Here is a 16829-nt window from a genome sequence, read left to right as displayed (position 1 = left end):
AGGGCTACGCTCCTCCCGACCGCCCACCGCTGCGAGGAGCCGCACCATGATCGAGACCCCGCGCGCCGAGGGCGGCTGGCTGCGGCGCGTCGCCCCGGCGCCCGACGCCCGCATCCGCCTCCTCTGCCTGCCGCACGCCGGCGGCGCGGCGTCGGCCTACCGCGGGTGGGCCCCGTTCGCGCCGCGGGGCGTCGAGGTCGTCGCGGTGCAGTACCCGGGCCGCGCGGACCGCTACGGCGACCCCGTCAGCCCCGATCTCGACGCGCTCGCCGCCGACGTCGCGGCGGCCGTCGACGCCCTGCCTGACCGCCTGCCCGTCGTGCTCTTCGGGCACAGCATGGGCGCCCTGGTCGCCTACGAGACCGCGCGCGTCCTCGCCGCGCGCGGCCGCCCCGCCGTCCGGCTGGTGGTGTCGGGACGCCGCGCGCCGACCGTGCGGTGGGGCGGCACCCTGCACAGGCAGGACGACGACGTGCTCCTCGCCGACCTCGAGCGGCACGGCGGGACGGCGCCCGCGCTCCTCGCCGACGACGACATGCGGCGCACCGTGCTCGCCTGCCTGCGCGACGACTACCGGCTCGTGGAGACGCACCGCACCGCACCGGGGCCCGGACCGGGCTGCCCGGTGAGCGTGTTCAGCGGCGACGCGGATCCCGAGCTCAGTCCCCCGGAGGCCGAGGCGTGGCACCGCCTGGGCGTCGACGACGGCTCCGCCACCGGGCCGGAGACCGCCGACGGCCTCCGGGTGTTCCGCGGCGGCCACTTCTACCTGGCCGAGCGGCCGGCCGAGGTGGTGGAGGCGATCGTCTCGCTGCTGGATCCGGCGCTCGCCTTCCCCGCCGCGGCGGAGTCGATGTTCCCGTGACGCTCGATCTCGAGGACTACTCGCCGGGCGCGGAGTTCTACGACCTCGTGGCCCGGCGCCACACGGAGGCGCTCGCGGGCGTGCTCGCCGAGGCGCTGGCGGGCGTCCCGGCGGGCGCCGCCGACCCCGGGACCGTCGTCGAGCTCGGCGCGGGCACCGGCCGCGTCACGCGCCTGCTCGCCGACCTCGTCCCCGGCGCGCCGATCCTCGCCGCGGAGCCCTCCCCCGTCATGCGCGCCGTCCTGCGCAGCCGCGTGCACGAGGATCCCGCGCTCCGCCGTCGGGTCACCATCCGCCCCGAGACGGCGCAGGAGCTGACGCTGCCCGACCGGATCCGCGCGGTCGTGCTCATCGGCGTCGCCGGCCATCTCGGAAGCGACGACCGCGCCGACCTCTGGCGCCGCTGCCTCGAGCGCCTGGTCCCCGGCGGCGTGGTCGTCGTCGACCTCATGGGGACGAGCGCGCGCTCGCTCCCGCCGACCCGCCTCCTGCGCGAGCGCATCGGCACCCAGACCTACGAGTGGTGGACCACGGCCGAGCCCGGCCGCGACGGCGCCACCCGCTTCACCACGCGCTGGCTCGTGCTCGACGGCGAGCGGACGGTGCGCGAGGTCCGAGGAGGATACGAATGGCACAGCCTGGACCAGGCGATGTTGGCACGCGAGGCGGGCCGGTCGTGGACCGTGCTCCGCGGCGGGGCCGAGGACGCGGCGACCGAGGTCGCGGTGCTCCGCCGGTGACGGACGCGACGGACGCGACGGACGCAGCCGGCACCTCCCACGCGACCGAGCCGCCCGCGACCGTGGCCGATTCCGTCCGGGCGGTCCGCGGCCGGCTGGCCGCGGCCGTGCTGGTGCAGGCCGTCGCCTCCGCGAGCGGGCTCGCCGCCGTGGTGGCGGTCGCCGAGATCGGCCGGTCCGCGGTCGCCGACCCCGGCGGTCCCCCGGCGTGGGGCGCCGTCGCGGTCGCCGCCGCCGCGGGCCTCGCGGGCCTCCTGCTCTCCGCCGCCGCGGACACGCTGACCCACCTCGCGGATGCCGACCTGCAGCTCGACCTCCGGCGCCGGATCGTCGCGCGGCTCGGCCGGGTGCCGCTCGCCTGGTTCGACGACCACGACGCCGGCCGGGTGCGCCAGGCCGTGCAGCAGGACGTGGCCGCGCTGCACGCGCTCGTCGCGCACACGCTGCTCGACGTCACGCGCCTGGTGGTCGTCACCGTCGCGTCGCTCGTCTACCTGCTCGCGCTCGACGTGCCGCTCGCGCTCGTGTGCCTCCTGCCGCTCGTCGCCGGCGTCGTCCTGTTCGCGCGGGCGATGTCGGGCGCCATGTCGTCCATGGCGGAGTACGGGCGCGCGTCGGCCGAGATCGCGGGCAGCGTGGTGGAGTTCGCCGACGGGATCCAGGTGGTCCGGTCCTTCGGCCGGCCTGGCCGCGCGCACACCCGCTACCTGCAGGCGGTCGACGCGTTCGCCGCGTTCTTCGGCGCCTGGGTCGCGCGCACGACCGCGGCCACGACCGCGTCCTGGCTGACCGTCTCCCCGATCGGCGTGCTCGTGCTCGTCGTGCCGGTGGGCGGGGCGATGGTCGCGGCCGGCGCGCTGCCCGCCGCCGACCTCGCGCCGTTCCTCCTCCTGGCGCCCGCGATGGCGGCCCCGGTGGGTGCCATCGGCCCGCGCGCGCAGGCCATCCGGGGCGCGGTGGACGCCGCGACGGCCGTCGACGAGGTGCTGCGCGCACCCGTCGAGCCGGACGTCGCCGACCCGCGCGAACCCGACGCCCGACGCGGGCCGGGCCTCGTGCTCCGCGGAGTCTGCTTCTCCTACGACGGCGAGCGCGACGCGCTCCGGGACGTGGACCTCGACCTGGAGCCTGGATCCGTCACCGCGGTCGTCGGCCCGTCCGGCTCCGGCAAGTCCACGCTCGCGGCCCTCGTCGCCCGCCTGCGCCTGCCTACCCGGGGCACCCTGGAGCTCGGCGGCGTGGACGTGCGCGACGCGACGCCCGCCGCCTGGCACGCGCAGGTGGGCTGCGTGCTGCAGGACACGGTGCTGCTGCGCGACACCGCCCTCGAGAACCTCCGGCTGGGGCGCCCCGACGCCCCGCTCGACGAGGTGCGCGCCGCCGCCCGGATCGCGCAGGTCGACGACGTCATCGAGGCGCTCCCGGACGGCTACGACACCGTGCTGGATCCGCGCGGCGGCCTCTCCGGCGGCGAGGCCCAGCGCGTCGCCCTCGCCCGCGCGCTCGTCGCCGACTGCCCGGTGCTCGTGCTCGACGAGCCGATGGCGCACGCCGACCCGAGCACGGCCCGGCGCATGCAGCGCGCCCTCGCCTCCGCCACGCGCGACCGGACCGTGCTGGTCGTCGCGCACCGGCTGGAGACGGTGGAGCACGCCCACCGCATCGTCGTGATGGATCAGGGTCGCGTCGCGGAGCAGGGCACCCACGCGGAGCTCCTCGCCCGGGACGGCCTGTACGCGCGGCTCCTCCGCGCGAGCGCGCCGACGACCACCACGAGCACGACAACGACCACCGACGCCTCCGGGGAGGACCGCTGATGCGCGCGATCGACGACGTCCGACGGACGCTGGGACCCGACGGGGAACGCGAGCTGCGCCCGGTCGTGGCGCGCATGGTCGCGGCCTCCGTCCTCCACGGCGCGGCGGTGGTGGCCCTCGTGCCGGTGCTGGAGCGCCTCTTCGGCCCGGATCCGTCGTCCGCGTGGCCGTGGATCGCCCTGTTCCTGCTCCTCGCCGCCGCGCACCTGGCCGTGCAGGCGCGGGCGCAGGCGGCCGCGTTCGGCGCGGGCGTCCGGGCGGCGAACGCGCTGCACCACCGCATCGGCGACCACGTGGTGCGCCTCCCGCTGGCCTGGTTCGACGCCGCCCACCGGGCGGAGCTGACGGCGGCCGCGGGCGGCAGCGTGCTCACGTCGATGGGGGTGCCCGCCTACCTGCTGCGGCCGCTCATCACCGCGACCGTGGTGCCCGCCGTGATCACGGTCGCGCTCCTGGTGGGGGATCCCCCGCTCGGCGTCGCCCTGCTCGCCCTCGCGCCCGTCCTGGTGCTGGCGCTCCGCGTCGGCGGCCGGATCGCGGCGCGCGCCGACGCCGCGCGCGCCGCGGCCGACACGGGGATCGGCGAGCGCGTCGTGGAGTTCGCCCAGGCGCAGCACGTGCTGCGGGCACACGGGCGCACCGGGCGCGACGCGGGCCTCGTCGACGCGATCCTCGTGCGGCACCGCGCCGCGTCCCGCGCGCTCATCGGCCGCACCGTCGCGGGGCTGGTGGCGTTCGGCGGCGTGCTGCGCGTCGTGCTCGTGGCGGCCCTCGCCCTCGCGGTCGCCCGCGTCGGCGGCGGCCCCCTCGACGCCGGCCGCACGGTCGCGACGCTCGTGCTCGTCTTCCACGCCGCGGACCTCGTGGGGCAGGGCGCGGAGCTGGCGGTCGGCGTGCGCGCGGCGCGGCGCGACCTCGGGGCCGTGGCCGGGATCCTCGACGCCGCCCCCATCCCCGAGCGGCCGCCCGGCATGAGCCGCGTGCCCGTCGGCGCCGACGTGGAGCTCGACGGCGTGTCCTTCTCCTACCCGGGATCCCGCGCGGAGGCCGTCTCCGGCCTCGACGCGACGCTGCAGGCCGGCCGCATGACCGCGCTCGTGGGCCCGTCCGGATCCGGCAAGACCACCGTCGCCCGGCTCCTCGCCCGCGACGCCGACGTGACCGGCGGGGCCGTGCGCATCGGCGGCGTCGACGTGCGCGACATAGCGCTGGCCGACGTGGCGACCTCGGTGTCGACCGTCTTCCAGCACGTCCACCTGCTCGCGGGGACGCTCGGCGACAACGTGCGCCTCGCGGATCCGGACGCGGACGACGCCGCCGTCGCCGACGCGCTCCGCCTCGCCGGCCTCCCGCTCGGCGACGGCCTCGACCTCGACACGCCCGTGGGCGAGGGCGGCCGTCAGCTGTCCGGCGGCCAGCGGCAGCGCGTGTCCATCGCCCGGGTGCTCCTCGCGGACACGCCCGTCGTCGTGCTCGACGAGGCCACGGCGGCGCTCGACGCGGAGAGCGCCGCGGCCGTGGCCGAGGCGATCCGGCTCCTCCGCGGGCGCCGGACCCTGCTCGTGATCGCCCACCGGCTCGACACGGTGCGGAGCGCCGACGAGATCCTCGTGCTCGACGGCGGCCGCCTCGTGCAGCGCGGCACGCACGACGCGCTCGCCGCCGAGCCGGGCGTCTACGCCGGGTTCCTCGACGACCTGGTCGCGTCGGACGGCTGGCGGGTGCGGGCCCAGTACTCGTAGCGCGACGCCGGCTGGAAGCCGAGCCCGTCGTACAGGGCCCGGGCGCCGTCGTTCTCGGCCACGACCTGCAGCCAGAGGCCCGTGATCCCCCGCTCCACGCCCGCGCGGACCGCCGCGCCCATGGCCGCCCGCGACAGGCCCCGGCGCCGGGCCTCGGGGCGCGTCGCGACGGCGAAGAGCCCGCCCCAGCCCCCGACGAGCGCGAGGCGCGCGGTGGCGAGCACGCGGTCGCCGTCGCGCACGGCGGCGTAGGAGGACGGGCCGCGCTCGAGGATCCGGCGCGCGACGTCGAGCTCCGCGGATCCCCCGCGCCCGTCGACGCTCCACCAGGCGTCGAGCCAAGCCTCGTCGGGGGCGTCCGCGACCGTGACGCGGAGCGCGGGATCCGCGGGTGCCGCGTCCGCGAGGCGCTCCGCCGCGGCTGTCGCGTCGGCCACCAGCACGAGCGTGCGCGCCTCGGCGACGTAGCCGCGCGCCGCGAGCCGGGCAGGCAGGTCGGCCGGCTCGGTCGCGGGCGACACCTGCACGCACGCGTCGATGCCGTGGACGCGCGCGAACGCCTCGACCGCGTCCAGCGCGGCCTCCGGATCGGCGACGGGGCCGACCGGCAGCGCCGAGTTCGCGCGCTTCGTCACGCCGCCGGCCGCGCGGAGGATCCAGCCCGCGTGCCGCTCGCGGTGCTCGGCCGGCCAGCCCCGGTCCGCGAGTCCGTCGAGCAGGGCGGCCGCGGCGCGCGGGTCCCGCGCGGCCACGGCGGCGGCCGACGCGGCGGGTGCGGCCGGTGCGCCGGATGCGCCGGCCGCGCCCGCGCTCACGCCAGCTCCCCCGCGTCCGCCGCCCCGCGCGACACCTCGTCGTCCGCGTCGGCCGCCCGGAGCACGCGCAGCGCGTTGCCGCCCGCGAGCGCGCGGAGGTCGTCGTCCGACCAGCCGCGCTCGGCGAGCGCGGCGATCAGCGCCGGGTAGCGCGACACGTCCTCGAGCCCGTCGGGCGTGCGGTCGATGCCGTCGTAGTCGCCGCCGAGGCCCACGTGCCGCGGCCCGGCGACCTCGCGGATCCGCTCCACGTGCCGCACCACGTCCGCCAGCGTCGCGCGCGGCCGCTCCCCGGGCCGACGCGCGGCGACGGCCTGCACGCCCTCGTGGTCGCGCGGATCCACGCCCTCCGCCACGGCCAGCGCGAGCGTCTCGTCGTGCCACTCCGCGACCGCGGGCGACACGAACTGCGGCACGAACGTGGCCATGCAGACGCCGCCGTTCCCCGGCAGCGCGGCGAGCACGTCGTCGGGCACGTTCCGCGGCACGTCGCACGCGGCGCGCGCCCCCGAATGGCTGAACAGCACGGGCCGCCGGGCGATCCGCAGCGCGTGCCGCATCGCGTCGGCCGACACGTGCGAGAGGTCGATGAGCATGCCGATCCTCTCCATCTCGGCCACCACGCGCTCGCCCGCCGGGCTCAGCCCGTGGTGCACGGGCGCGTCGGTCGCCGAGTCGGCCCACGCCACGTTCGCGTTGTGCGTGAGCGTCATGTACCGGACGCCGAGCGCGCGCATGGTCCGCAGCGCGCCGAGGGATCCGCCGATCGAGTGGCCGCCCTCCATGCCCATCAGCGACGCGATGCGTCCGGACGCGACGACGCGCTCGACGTCGTCCGCGGTCACGGCGAGCGCGAGCCGGTCCGGGTGCGCGGCGACGAGGCGGCGCACCACGTCGATCTGCTCGATGGTCGAGCGCACGGGATCGATGCCCGGCAGGTCCGGCACCCACACCGACCAGAACTGCGCCGCCACCCGGCCGCGCGCCAGGCGCGGCAGGTCGGTGTGCAGCCCGGGCACGGCGTCCTCCACGGCGAGGCGCGCGATCACGTCGTCGGCGACGGATGCGCTCGGCCCGCACTCCCGCACCGCGCGCTCGCGGAGCGCCCAGGCGAGGTCGTCGTGGCCGTCGACGATCCCCTGCGCGTCGAGCAGCCGCGCGACGCGGTCGGCGAGCGCGGGCGAGGCGGCGGGTGCGGGTGCGTCCGTCATCCGCGGATCAGCGTCCGGTGCCGTCGACCGCGAACGGCTCGATGGCCGCGAGCTCGTCGTCCGTCAGCGCGGGAGCGCCGGCCGCGGCCACGTTCTGCTCCAGCTGCTCCACGCTCGACGCGCCGATGAGCGCGCTCGTGATCCCCGGGTGCCGCAGCACCCACGACAGCGCGAGCTGCGCCAGCGTCTGCCCGCGCCCCTCGGCGACGGCCTGCAGGCCGCGCGCCCGCTCCAGGTAGACCGACGAGACCGCGGACTCGTCGAGGAACCCGCTGGTCGCGGCGCGCGAGTCCGCGGGGATGGATCCCGACAGGTAGCGGTCGGTGAGCAGCCCCTGCGCGAGCGGCGAGAACACGATGCAGCCGGATCCCGTCTCCTCGAGCACGGGCAGCAGCCCGCCCTCGACGTGCCGGTTGAACATGGAGTAGCTCGGCTGGTGGATGGTCAGCGGCACCTTGTGCTCGGCGAGCGCCGCCACCGCGCGCTCGGTCTGCTCGGGCGAGTAGTTGCTGATCCCGGCATAGAGCGCCTTGCCCTGGTGCACCGCGGTCGCGAGCGCGCCCATGGTCTCCTCGATGGGCGTCTCCGGATCCGGCCGGTGCGAGTAGAAGACGTCGACGTACTCGAGGCCCATGCGCCCGAGGCTCTGATCGAGTGACGCGAGCATCGACTTGCGGGATCCCCACTCGCCGTAGGGGCCGTCCCACATGAGGTAGCCCGCCTTGGAGGAGATGACGATCTCGTCGCGGTACGGGCGGAGGTCCTCGGCGAGGATCCGGCCGAACGCGGTCTCGGCGCTGCCGGGAGGCGGGCCGTAGTTGTTGGCGAGGTCGAAGTGCGTGATGCCGAGGTCGAACGCGCGACGGACGATGGCGCGCTGGGTGTCGATCGGGCGGGCGGTGCCGAAGTTGTGCCAGAGGCCGAGGGACAGCTCGGGGAGCTTGAGGCCCGAGCGGCCGGAGCGGCGGTACGGCATGGACGAGTAGCGATCGGGATGAGCGACGTAGGTCATCCGCCGAGCGTACCGAGGGCGCGCGGCCGGCCCGGCGCGCACGGCGGACCCTCCTCCGGCTGTCCGCCCGCGACAACCCCCTAGGCGGGCGGCGGCGGAGGGCCTTCACTGAGATCGTGCACACCATCCGCTACGCCGAGGGGCGCTACTTGACGGGCGACGACATCGCCCGGGCCGTCGTCGAGTGCGCGCAGGCGCTCGCCCGGGAGGGCATGGCGGCGGCGACCGTGACGGTGCCCGTCTGGCTGCCCGAGGGCGGCGTGGGCGAGGTCGCGATCCTCATCGGCCCGGCCAGCCAGATCGTGGTCGAGCCGGCCGGCCCCTCGGAGGACGAGCTGCGCGACCCGGAGGCCGTCGAGCGGATCCGCGCGATCTCCGTCCGTGCCCGCCGGTCGCAGTCGGGCACGAGCGTGAGCGCCGATCGACAGGACGGCATGTCCGTCCCCGGGCTCGAGGACCTCGACTGACGGCACGCCCGCCGCCCGGCGCCCGCACCCCCGCGGACCCGGGAGGATGGAGGCATCCCACCCGCATCGACGCGAGGAGCCCCCATGCCCGACACCGCCGCCCCCTCCGCCCTCCTCCACCTCCGGGCGTCCGGCGTCTCCCTGTTCCTCGACCTCACGGAGGGCCGCCTGCCGGCCGTCGTGCACTGGGGCGCCGACCTCGGCGACACGACCGGGGATGACCTCGCGACCCTGGTGCTCGCGGCCGTCGAGCCGATCGCGGGCAGCGTCGCCGACGACCCCATCCGCCTCGCGATCCTCCCCGAGGCCCACACGTCGTGGACCGGCAAGCCCGGCCTCGAGGGCCACCGCGACGGCGCCGACTGGTCGCCGCTGTTCCGCGTCACGTCCGCCACCGTCGACGGCGATCCGCTCCCCGCCGGCATCGACGGCCGCCCCGGATCCGCGTCCGCCGGCGCCGCGCTCGTGCACGTCGACGCCGTCGACGAGGTCGCGGGCCTCGGCCTCGCGCTCGACGTCGAGCTGCTGCCGTCCGGCCTCGTCCGCACGCGCGCGGAGGTCACGAACCTCGGCGCCACGACCTACTCCGTCGGCGGCGTCACGCTCGCGCTGCCCCTGCCGGCCGAGGCCCGCGAGATCCTCGACTTCGCCGGACGCTGGGGCCTCGAGCGCACGCCGCAGCGCCGCGAGCTCGTGGTCGGGATCCACGAGCGCGAGGGCCGCAAGGGCCGCACCGGCCCCGACGCCGCGACGCTCCTCTCCGTCGGCACGCCGGGCTTCGGCTTCCGGCAGGGCGAGGTCCGCGGCGTCCACGTCGCCTTCAGCGGCAACCACCGCCACTACGCCGAGCGCCTGTCCACCGGCCGCCAGGTGATAGGCGGCGGCGAGCTGCTGCTGCCCGGCGAGGTGCGCCTCGCGCAGGGCGAGGCGTACGCGAGCCCGTGGGTCTACGCCGCGTACGGCGACGGCCTCGACGACCAGGCCGCCCGCTTCCACCGCCACCTGCGCGCGCGGGACACGCACCCGCGCCGCGACCGGCCCATGACGATCAACGTGTGGGAGGCCGTCTACTTCGACCACGACCTCGCGCGCCTGACGGACCTGGCGGATCGCGCCGCGGCCCTCGGCGTCGAGCGCTACGTGCTCGACGACGGCTGGTTCCGCCACCGCCGCGACGACCACGCCGGCCTCGGCGACTGGTACGTCGACGAGGACGTCTGGCCGGACGGCCTCGGCCCGATCATCGACCACGTCACGGGACTCGGCATGGAGTTCGGCATCTGGTTCGAGCCCGAGATGGTCAACGAGGACAGCGATCTGGCGCGCGCCCACCCCGAGTGGATCATGGCCACGGGCGGCCGCCTCCCCGTGCGCGCCCGCGACCAGCAGGTGCTCGACCTCGCGATCCCCGAGGCGTACGACCACGTGCTCGAGCGGATGACCGCGATCCTGTCCGAGAACGACATCGCCTACATCAAGTGGGACCACAACCGCGACCTGGTGGATGCCGGCATCGCGCCGCGCGGCGAGGCCGGAGTGCACCTGCAGACGCTCGCCGCGTACCGCCTCATGGACGAGCTGAAGGCGCGCTTCCCCGGCCTCGAGATCGAGTCGTGCTCGTCCGGCGGATCCCGCGTCGACCTCGGCGTGCTCGAGCGCACCGACCGCGTCTGGGTCTCCGACTGCATCGACCCGCTCGACCGGCAGACGATGATGCGCTGGACCATGCAGCTCCTCCCGCCGGAGCTGATGGGCTCCCACATCGCGTCGCGCGTCAGCCACACCACGGGCCGCGCGCACCGGCTCGCGTTCCGCGCGGGCTCGGCGCTCTACGGCCACCTCGGCATCGAGTGGGACCTCGCGCAGGCCACCGACGAGGAGGACGCGGACCTGGCGGCGTGGATCGCCCTCTACAAGGAGGAGCGCGCGCTGATGCACACGGGCACGGTCGTCCGCGCGGACGAGAGCGACCCGACCCTGCTCGTCTACGGCGCGGTCGCGGAGGACGCCGGCTCCGCGCTGTTCTTCCTCGCGTCGATCGGCCGCTCCGAGGTCTCCCCGCGCGGCCGCTTCCTGCTGCCTGGCCTGGATCCCGAGCGCCGCTACCGCGTGGAGCCCGTGCGCGTCGGCACCCCCGAGCCCGGCTTCGCGGCGCCGGCCTGGTGGGACGGCGTCGAGCTGACGGGCCGCGCGCTCGCCGCGTCGGGTCTGCACGCGCCGCTGATGCTGCCCGAGTCGATCGCGATCCTGCGGGTCACCGCGGTCTGATCCGGCGGCGGACATGACGACGGCCCGCCGCGAGCACCCGCCATCGAGCGCGCGGCGGGCCGCACGGGGATCAGGCTCCTGGCGCCGCGTCCTCCGGCTCGTCGCTCCACGCGCGGCTGACCGTGAGGCCCTCGCCGTCGGGCGCGAGGTCGACCCGCACGGCGTCGCCGTCGCGGATGTCGCCCGCGAGCAGCTCGCGCGCGAGGCGGTCGTCGATCTCGCGCTGCATGAGCCGGCGCAGCGGCCGGGCGCCGTACAGCGGGTCGTGGCCGCGCTCGGCGAGCCAGCGGCGCGCATCCGGCGTGACGCCGAGAGAGAGCCGGCGGTCCGAGAGCCGCACGCCGAGCCGGTCGATGTAGAGCTCGACGATCTGCGCGAGGTCGTCCATCGACAGCGTCTGGAACACCACGATGTCGTCGAGCCGGTTCACGAACTCCGGCTTGAACGTCTGGCGCACGAGCTGCTGCACGGCCTGCTCGCGCTGGTCGAGCGGCAGCGTGGCGTCGCTGATGAACTGCGAGCCGAGGTTGCTGGTGAGCACGAGGATCACGTTGCGGAAGTCGACCGTGCGGCCCTGGCCGTCGGTGAGCCGTCCGTCGTCGAGCACCTGGAGCAGGACGTCGAACACCTCGGGGTGCGCCTTCTCGACCTCGTCGAGCAGCACCACCGAGTACGGGCGGCGGCGCACGGCCTCGGTGAGCTGGCCGCCCTGCTCGTAGCCGACGTACCCGGGAGGCGCGCCCACCAGGCGCGAGACGGCGAACTTCTCGCCGTACTCGCTCATGTCGATGCGCACCATCGCCTTCTCGTCGTCGAACAGGAACTCGGCGAGGGCCTTCGCGAGCTCCGTCTTGCCGACGCCGGTGGGGCCGAGGAAGAGGAAGGAGCCCGTGGGCCGGTCGGGATCCGAGATGCCGGCGCGCGTGCGGCGCACCGCGTCGGCGACGGCCCGCACGGCCGGCTTCTGGCCGATGAGGCGCTTGCCGAGCTCCTGCTCGAGGTGCAGCAGCTTCTCGGTCTCGCCCTGGAGCAGCCGGCCGACGGGGATCCCCGTCCATGCCGCGACGACCGCCGCCACGTCCTCGGCCGTCACCTGCTCGTTCACCATGCGGTCCTCGGCCGACGGCACCGACTCGGCGGCCTCGGCCTGCGCGACCTCCCGCTCGATCACCGGGATCTCGCCGTACAGCAGCCGCGACGCCTTCTCGAGGTTCCCCTCGCGCTGGGCCCGCTCGGCGCGGATCCGCAGCTCGTTCAGCTCGTCCTTCAGCTTGCCGACGCGGTTGACGCTCGCGCGCTCCGCCTCCCAGCGCCGCTGCAGCTCGCCGAGGGTCTGCTCGCGCGCGGCGACGTCCTCGCGCAGCTTCGCCAGCCGCGCCTTCGACGCCTCGTCCTTCTCGCGCTTGAGCGCGAGCTCCTCGAGCCGCATGCGGTCGACCGCGCGCCGCAGCTCGTCGATCTCCACCGGCGACGAGTCGATCTCCATCCGCAGGCGCGACGCGGCCTCGTCGATGAGGTCGATGGCCTTGTCCGGGAGCTGGCGAGCCGGGATGTAACGGTTCGAGAGGGACGCGGCCGCGACGAGCGCCGCGTCCGTGATGGGCACCTGGTGGTGCGCCTCGTACCTGCCCTTGAGCCCGCGGAGGATCGCGACCGTGTCCTCGACGCTCGGCTCGCCGACGTACACCTGCTGGAACCGGCGCTCGAGCGCGGCGTCCTTCTCGATGTACTGGCGGTACTCGTCGAGGGTGGTGGCGCCGATGAGGCGGAGCTCGCCGCGCGCGAGCATGGGCTTCAGCATGTTGGACGCGGCCACGGATCCCTCGCCGCCTCCCGCGCCCATGAGCGTGTGCAGCTCGTCGACGAAGGTGATGATCTCGCCGTCGGCGTCGTCGATCTCCTTGAGCACCGCCTTCAGCCGCTCCTCGAACTCGCCGCGGTACTTGGCGCCCGCGACGAGCGCCGCGAGATCCAGCGACACGAGCTGCTTGCCCTTGAGCGAGTCGGCCACGTCGCCCGCGACGATGCGCTGGGCGAGGCCCTCGACCACGGCGGTCTTGCCGACGCCGGGCTCGCCGATGAGCACCGGGTTGTTCTTGGTGCGCCGCGTGAGCACCTGGCTGATGCGCCGGATCTCCGCGTCGCGTCCGATGACCGGGTCGAGCTTGCCGCTCTTCGCGATCTCGGTCAGGTTCACCCCGTACTGCTCGAGCGCGGTCTTCGCGTTCTCGTCGGTGGCGGGTGCGCCCTGCATGTTGGCCACTGCGTTCCCTTCGGTCGTACTTGAGTCGTGCGGACTCAAGTTTACTTCGGGATTCGACTCAGCGCTACCGGGCGACGGCCGCCGCCGGCATCGCCGCCATCGCGATCGCCACGTCCTCGGTGACCAGGTCGGCGTTCGCCATCGCGCCCGCCATGGTGCCCGCGGCCATCGCCACAGGCACGTTCGCCGAGGCGCTGGACGCGTTGCCCGCGACGAGGAGGCCGGGGACGCTCGTCCGGCCCATCGGGTCCACCGCGACGAACGGCCCCCAGGGCGTGTCCTCGGTCGCGGCGCCGAGCGCGCGGGCGATGGCGTCCCGCGGGGCGACGCCCGGCATGGCGAAGAGCGAGTCGAGCGGGACCCTCCGTCCGTCGGCGAGCTCCACGCCCTCCAGCGCACCGCGGTCGCCGAGCACGCGCACGACCGCCGCCTCCTCCACGCGGATCCCGCGGGCGTCGATCCCGGCGCGGGTCGCGGCGTCGATCGCGAGAGGCGCGCCGTCCGCCGTCCCGCCCGCCACGAGGAACGTGACGTCTGGCGACCACTGGCGCAGCATCTGCACGTGGTGGAGGCTGCCGGGTCCGGTCGCGAGCACGCCGATGCGGCGGTCGCGCACCTCGTAGCCGTCGCAGTACGGGCAGACGACGACGCCCGCGCCCCAGTGCGCGGCGAGGCCGGGCAGCTCGGGGAGGACGTCGGCGAGGCCGGTCGCGAGGACCACGCGGCGGGCGGCGACCTCGGCGCCGCCGTCGATCGTCACGCGGAAGCGCGGGCCGGCGGGGTCATCGAGCGCCGCGACCACCTCGACGCGCCCGTCGACCACGACGCCGCCGTAGCCCTCGATCTCGCGTCGCCCCTCGGCGACGAGCTGCCGCGGCGGCTTCCCGTCGTGGCCGAGCACGCCGTGCATGTGCGCGGCGACGGCGTTGCGGGGCTGGCCCGCGTCGACGACCAGCACGCTCCGACGGGCCCGCGCGAGCATGAGCGCCGCGCTCGACCCCGCCAGGCCGCCCCCGATGACGACCGCGTCCCACTCCTGCTGACCTTCGATGCGCTGCGTGATGTCCATGGAGTCACTCTCGCCGCCGCCGTCGCTCGGCGCATGATCCCTTGCGGGATGCGCAAGACGAGCGCTCCGAGACCGCCACCTCAGCGCGCGAGCGCCTCGATGCGCCGGACGACCTCGGCGGGTGACGGCAACGCGCGCATCTCCGCAGCCACCACGGCGGCGCCGTCACGGAGGGCCGGTTCCGCGACCGCGTCGCCGATGGCCGCCGCGAGCTCCGCCGACGTGGCCCGGGCGTCGAGCATCGCGCCGGCCCCCAGGCCCCGGACGCGCTCGCCGTTCGGCAGATGGTCGGCGCCGAGCGGGAGCACGAGCAGGGGCACGCCGTGGGAGAGCGCCTGCGTCATGGTGCCGGATCCGCCGTGCGTCACGACGAGGTCGGACACGGCGAGCGCTCCGTCCTGCGGCACGTACCGCTCGACGCGGACGCGCGGGCTGCCGGTCGGGAACCCCGCGGGGTCGATCTCGGGCCCGGTGGTGACCAGCGCGCGCACCGGGAGCGACTCGAGCGCGGCGATGATCCGCGGGAGCAGGTCGCCGGACGCGCGGTTGAAGACGGTGCCGAGCGTCGCGTAGACGCGGTGCTCCTCGTCGCCCGCCGCGAGCCAGGCGATGGCGGGGTGGTCGCTCCCCGGCTGCGGCGCCTCGGGGCGCATGCGCGTCATCGGGCCCCGCGGTGCGCGATCGCCGCGGAGCGCGGGTGGGAACGGCACCACCGTGAGGGCGCCGTGCGCCCCGCGCAGCTCCGGATCGGGCTCCAGGCCAGCCTCCGCCCGGAACGCCCGCATCGGCTCGCGGAGCCGTTCGAGCCAGGCGTCGGGCGCGGTCGCGAACACCTCGACGACGACGCACGGGATGCCGACGACCTCCGCCGCGATCATCGCCCCGAAGTCCTGCCCGTCGCAGACCACGACGTCCGCCGCCCATGCGGTGGTGATCCCGACGACGGCGTCGCGCGCCTCGCGGGCGCTGTCGCCGAGGAAGTACGGCGCGACGTTCGCCAGCAGGCCGGAGGAGGTGACGGGCGTGAGGATCCCGGTCCCACCCTCCCGCCAGGTGGCGTCGGCCGTCGACGGCATCGTCGACACCTCGCGCGCGTGGAGGTGGTCGAAGCCGGTCTGGTCGCGGACCACCGACCGCGCGCCGCAGAGGGCGGTCTCGTGGCCGGCGACCCTGGCCGCGTGCGCGAGCGGCAGCATCGGGCCGAGGTGGCCGCGCCCGCGGGCGAAGGAGAAGAGGATGCGCAGGGGCGCCTCGGTCGCGGGCATCGGGGCGTCGACTCTCCTTCGGAGGCGGGCGGGAGCGCGGGCCGGGGGACTCGCCGCCGCCGCCACGCGGGAGCGTCGACCATCCCATGCGCCGCCCACACCCGGCCGCGGCCCTCCCCAGGCGCCACGCCCGCCCGCCCGCTCTCCTGCTCAGTGCCGGTGCTCGGTGTCCCACACGGGGAAGGGGTCCGCGTAGCCGTGCCACTCGGCAGGCCCCGCGACCAGCTCGGCCGCGTCGAGGAGGCAGGCGCCGAGGATCCGGTCGAGCAGTCCGCCGTCGAGGTGCTCGCCGACGAACGCGATCTCCTGCCCGGCGGGCGAGTCAGCGTCCCAGCTGCGCATGCCGGTCGGGTCGAGGCTCAGCACGTCGCCCGCGGTCGCCCACGATCCGACGGTCGCGGGCCGGGTCGCGAGGCGCACCAGGCCGCGCGAGCGGACGATCCGGCCGACCGGCCCGGGCACCAGGTCGTGCGCGACGGCGGTGTGCAGGCGGCCGGGGTGGAACGGGCGCGGATCGCGGAAGACATGCACGCCCATCCCGTCGGCGGCCGTCGGGGCGGCTTCACCCGCGAGCGCGACCTGCCAGCCCATGCCCGCGGCGAGCCGCCTGGCCCGCTGCCGTCCGATGCGGAGGGGCGCCGGCACGAGCGAGCCACGGTCGGCCGTGGCGACGACGCGGGCGTCAGGGGCCAGGTGCGCGAGCAGGGCGACGGTACGGCGGGCGTCGGGGGCGGGGCGTTCGGGATCCAGGTCGTCGAGCACCACGACGCTCGCGCACTCGAGCCGCGCGGCCAGCCGCTCGGCCGCGTCGAACGGCGTCGCGTCGGCGTCTCCTGGCTCGAGCAGCAGGTCGCGGATCTCGGCGACGGAGGAGACCGCGACCACGTCGAGGATGCCGATGTGCGTGGATCCGGGGTGCCGCGCCTCGACGACGTGCTCCAGCACGAGCGCGACCTCGAGCGGATCGGCCGCCGGATCGAGCGCGACGACCGCGAGCCCGGTGCGCCCGTCGTCGGCGTCCGCGATGAGGCCGTCGGCGATGTCCGCGCCGAGGTCGCCGCTGTCGCCGCCCGGTGCCTCGACCACGGCGGGCGGGGCCGACGCGGGTGCGTCGACCGCCGCCGCGGCGACGCGCGATGCGGCCTCGAGTCCGCTCGCGGAGACGAGCATGACGGCCAGCCCGCCGCGGACGACGGGCGGGCGGGCGTTCCGGTGGGGATCCATCCGCCCAGCCTAGAAGAGAATCGTTCTCATCTACGCCGCGGGCGATGTCGCCGCGGAGACCTAGGCTGCCG

13 protein-coding genes are annotated in these 16829 nt (G+C 76.1%); 6 read left to right on the top strand and 7 right to left on the bottom strand.

What is annotated here, in order from left to right:
- The first annotated feature begins 46 nt into the window (after positions 1 to 46).
- From FGD68_RS03570 to FGD68_RS03555, 4 genes are read left to right on the top strand one after another with little or no spacing between them, the layout of a single operon-like run.
- Complete coding sequence (locus FGD68_RS03570) at positions 47 to 865, top strand: thioesterase II family protein (RefSeq protein WP_237609785.1); 819 nt, start codon at positions 47 to 49, stop codon at positions 863 to 865.
- Positions 862 to 1605: a class I SAM-dependent methyltransferase gene (locus tag FGD68_RS03565; protein WP_237609784.1), complete on the top strand. Its 744-nt coding sequence runs from the start codon at positions 862 to 864 to the stop codon at positions 1603 to 1605. Before FGD68_RS03570 ends, FGD68_RS03565 begins: the two co-directional genes overlap by 4 nt.
- Positions 1602 to 3422: an ABC transporter ATP-binding protein gene (locus tag FGD68_RS03560; RefSeq protein ID WP_237609783.1), complete on the top strand. Its 1821-nt coding sequence runs from the start codon at positions 1602 to 1604 to the stop codon at positions 3420 to 3422. Before FGD68_RS03565 ends, FGD68_RS03560 begins: the two co-directional genes overlap by 4 nt.
- Positions 3422 to 5164 carry an ATP-binding cassette domain-containing protein gene (locus tag FGD68_RS03555; protein ID WP_237609782.1) on the top strand — a complete coding sequence of 581 codons (1743 nt, stop codon included), beginning with the start codon at positions 3422 to 3424 and terminating at the stop codon, positions 5162 to 5164. The genes FGD68_RS03560 and FGD68_RS03555 overlap by 1 nt, the downstream gene beginning before the upstream one ends.
- Here FGD68_RS03555 and FGD68_RS03550 read toward each other — a convergent pair.
- Genes FGD68_RS03550 through FGD68_RS03540 form a run of 3 tightly spaced genes read right to left on the bottom strand, consistent with a single transcriptional unit; the run spans position 5098 to position 8202 of the window.
- Positions 5098 to 5979 carry a GNAT family N-acetyltransferase gene (locus FGD68_RS03550; RefSeq protein WP_237609781.1) on the bottom strand — a complete coding sequence of 294 codons (882 nt, stop codon included), beginning with the start codon at positions 5977 to 5979 and terminating at the stop codon, positions 5098 to 5100. The genes FGD68_RS03555 and FGD68_RS03550 overlap by 67 nt on opposite strands.
- Entirely contained in the window at positions 5976 to 7190 is a 1215-nt protein-coding gene (locus FGD68_RS03545; protein WP_237609780.1) for a dipeptidase, read from the bottom strand. The genes FGD68_RS03550 and FGD68_RS03545 overlap by 4 nt, the downstream gene beginning before the upstream one ends.
- Before the next feature lie 7 nt (positions 7191 to 7197).
- A complete protein-coding gene (locus FGD68_RS03540; protein ID WP_119373549.1) occupies positions 7198 to 8202 on the bottom strand; it encodes an aldo/keto reductase in 1005 nt (334 codons plus the stop codon).
- A 116-nt stretch (positions 8203 to 8318) separates the two neighbouring features.
- Here FGD68_RS03540 and FGD68_RS03535 point away from each other — a divergent pair, with 116 nt between their 5' ends.
- Both FGD68_RS03535 and FGD68_RS03530 read left to right on the top strand, forming a co-directional pair.
- On the top strand, positions 8319 to 8669 hold the full coding sequence (locus FGD68_RS03535; RefSeq protein ID WP_104236568.1) for a hypothetical protein: 351 nt from the start codon (positions 8319 to 8321) through the stop codon (positions 8667 to 8669).
- Positions 8670 to 8753: 84 nt separating this feature from the next.
- Entirely contained in the window at positions 8754 to 10937 is a 2184-nt protein-coding gene (locus tag FGD68_RS03530; RefSeq protein WP_237609779.1) for an alpha-galactosidase, read from the top strand.
- Between the two features lie 70 nt (positions 10938 to 11007).
- On the opposite strand, the gene FGD68_RS03525 is transcribed toward FGD68_RS03530, so the two are convergent.
- The 4 genes from FGD68_RS03525 to FGD68_RS03510 form a co-directional block, all read right to left on the bottom strand.
- Entirely contained in the window at positions 11008 to 13200 is a 2193-nt protein-coding gene (locus tag FGD68_RS03525; RefSeq protein WP_119373635.1) for an ATP-dependent Clp protease ATP-binding subunit, read from the bottom strand.
- Between the two features lie 64 nt (positions 13201 to 13264).
- On the bottom strand, positions 13265 to 14269 hold the full coding sequence (locus FGD68_RS03520; protein WP_237609778.1) for an NAD(P)/FAD-dependent oxidoreductase: 1005 nt from the start codon (positions 14267 to 14269) through the stop codon (positions 13265 to 13267).
- Positions 14270 to 14349: 80 nt separating this feature from the next.
- Positions 14350 to 15534: a glycosyltransferase gene (locus tag FGD68_RS03515; protein ID WP_119373684.1), complete on the bottom strand. Its 1185-nt coding sequence runs from the start codon at positions 15532 to 15534 to the stop codon at positions 14350 to 14352.
- A 150-nt stretch (positions 15535 to 15684) separates the two neighbouring features.
- Entirely contained in the window at positions 15685 to 16758 is a 1074-nt protein-coding gene (locus FGD68_RS03510; protein WP_237609777.1) for a GTP-binding protein, read from the bottom strand.
- Positions 16759 to 16829 lie beyond the last annotated feature (71 nt).

Origin of the sequence: Clavibacter californiensis (genome assembly GCF_021952865.1) — a bacterium.
GTDB classification, from domain to species: domain Bacteria; phylum Actinomycetota; class Actinomycetes; order Actinomycetales; family Microbacteriaceae; genus Clavibacter; species Clavibacter californiensis.
The sequence above is the reverse complement of the archived record's forward strand: the minus strand, read 5'-3'. Positions and strand labels throughout refer to the sequence as shown.

Coding starts and splice junctions, on each gene's coding strand:
- FGD68_RS03570 (WP_237609785.1), top strand. CDS start 47: ATGATCGAGACCCCGCGCGCCGAGGGCGGCTGGCTGCGGCGCGTCGCC.
- FGD68_RS03555 (WP_237609782.1), top strand. CDS start 3,422: ATGCGCGCGATCGACGACGTCCGACGGACGCTGGGACCCGACGGGGAA.
- FGD68_RS03545 (WP_237609780.1), bottom strand. CDS start 7,190: ATGACGGACGCACCCGCACCCGCCGCCTCGCCCGCGCTCGCCGACCGC.
- FGD68_RS03540 (WP_119373549.1), bottom strand. CDS start 8,202: ATGACCTACGTCGCTCATCCCGATCGCTACTCGTCCATGCCGTACCGC.
- FGD68_RS03530 (WP_237609779.1), top strand. CDS start 8,754: ATGCCCGACACCGCCGCCCCCTCCGCCCTCCTCCACCTCCGGGCGTCC.
- FGD68_RS03520 (WP_237609778.1), bottom strand. CDS start 14,269: ATGGACATCACGCAGCGCATCGAAGGTCAGCAGGAGTGGGACGCGGTC.
- FGD68_RS03515 (WP_119373684.1), bottom strand. CDS start 15,534: ATGCCCGCGACCGAGGCGCCCCTGCGCATCCTCTTCTCCTTCGCCCGC.
- FGD68_RS03510 (WP_237609777.1), bottom strand. CDS start 16,758: ATGGATCCCCACCGGAACGCCCGCCCGCCCGTCGTCCGCGGCGGGCTG.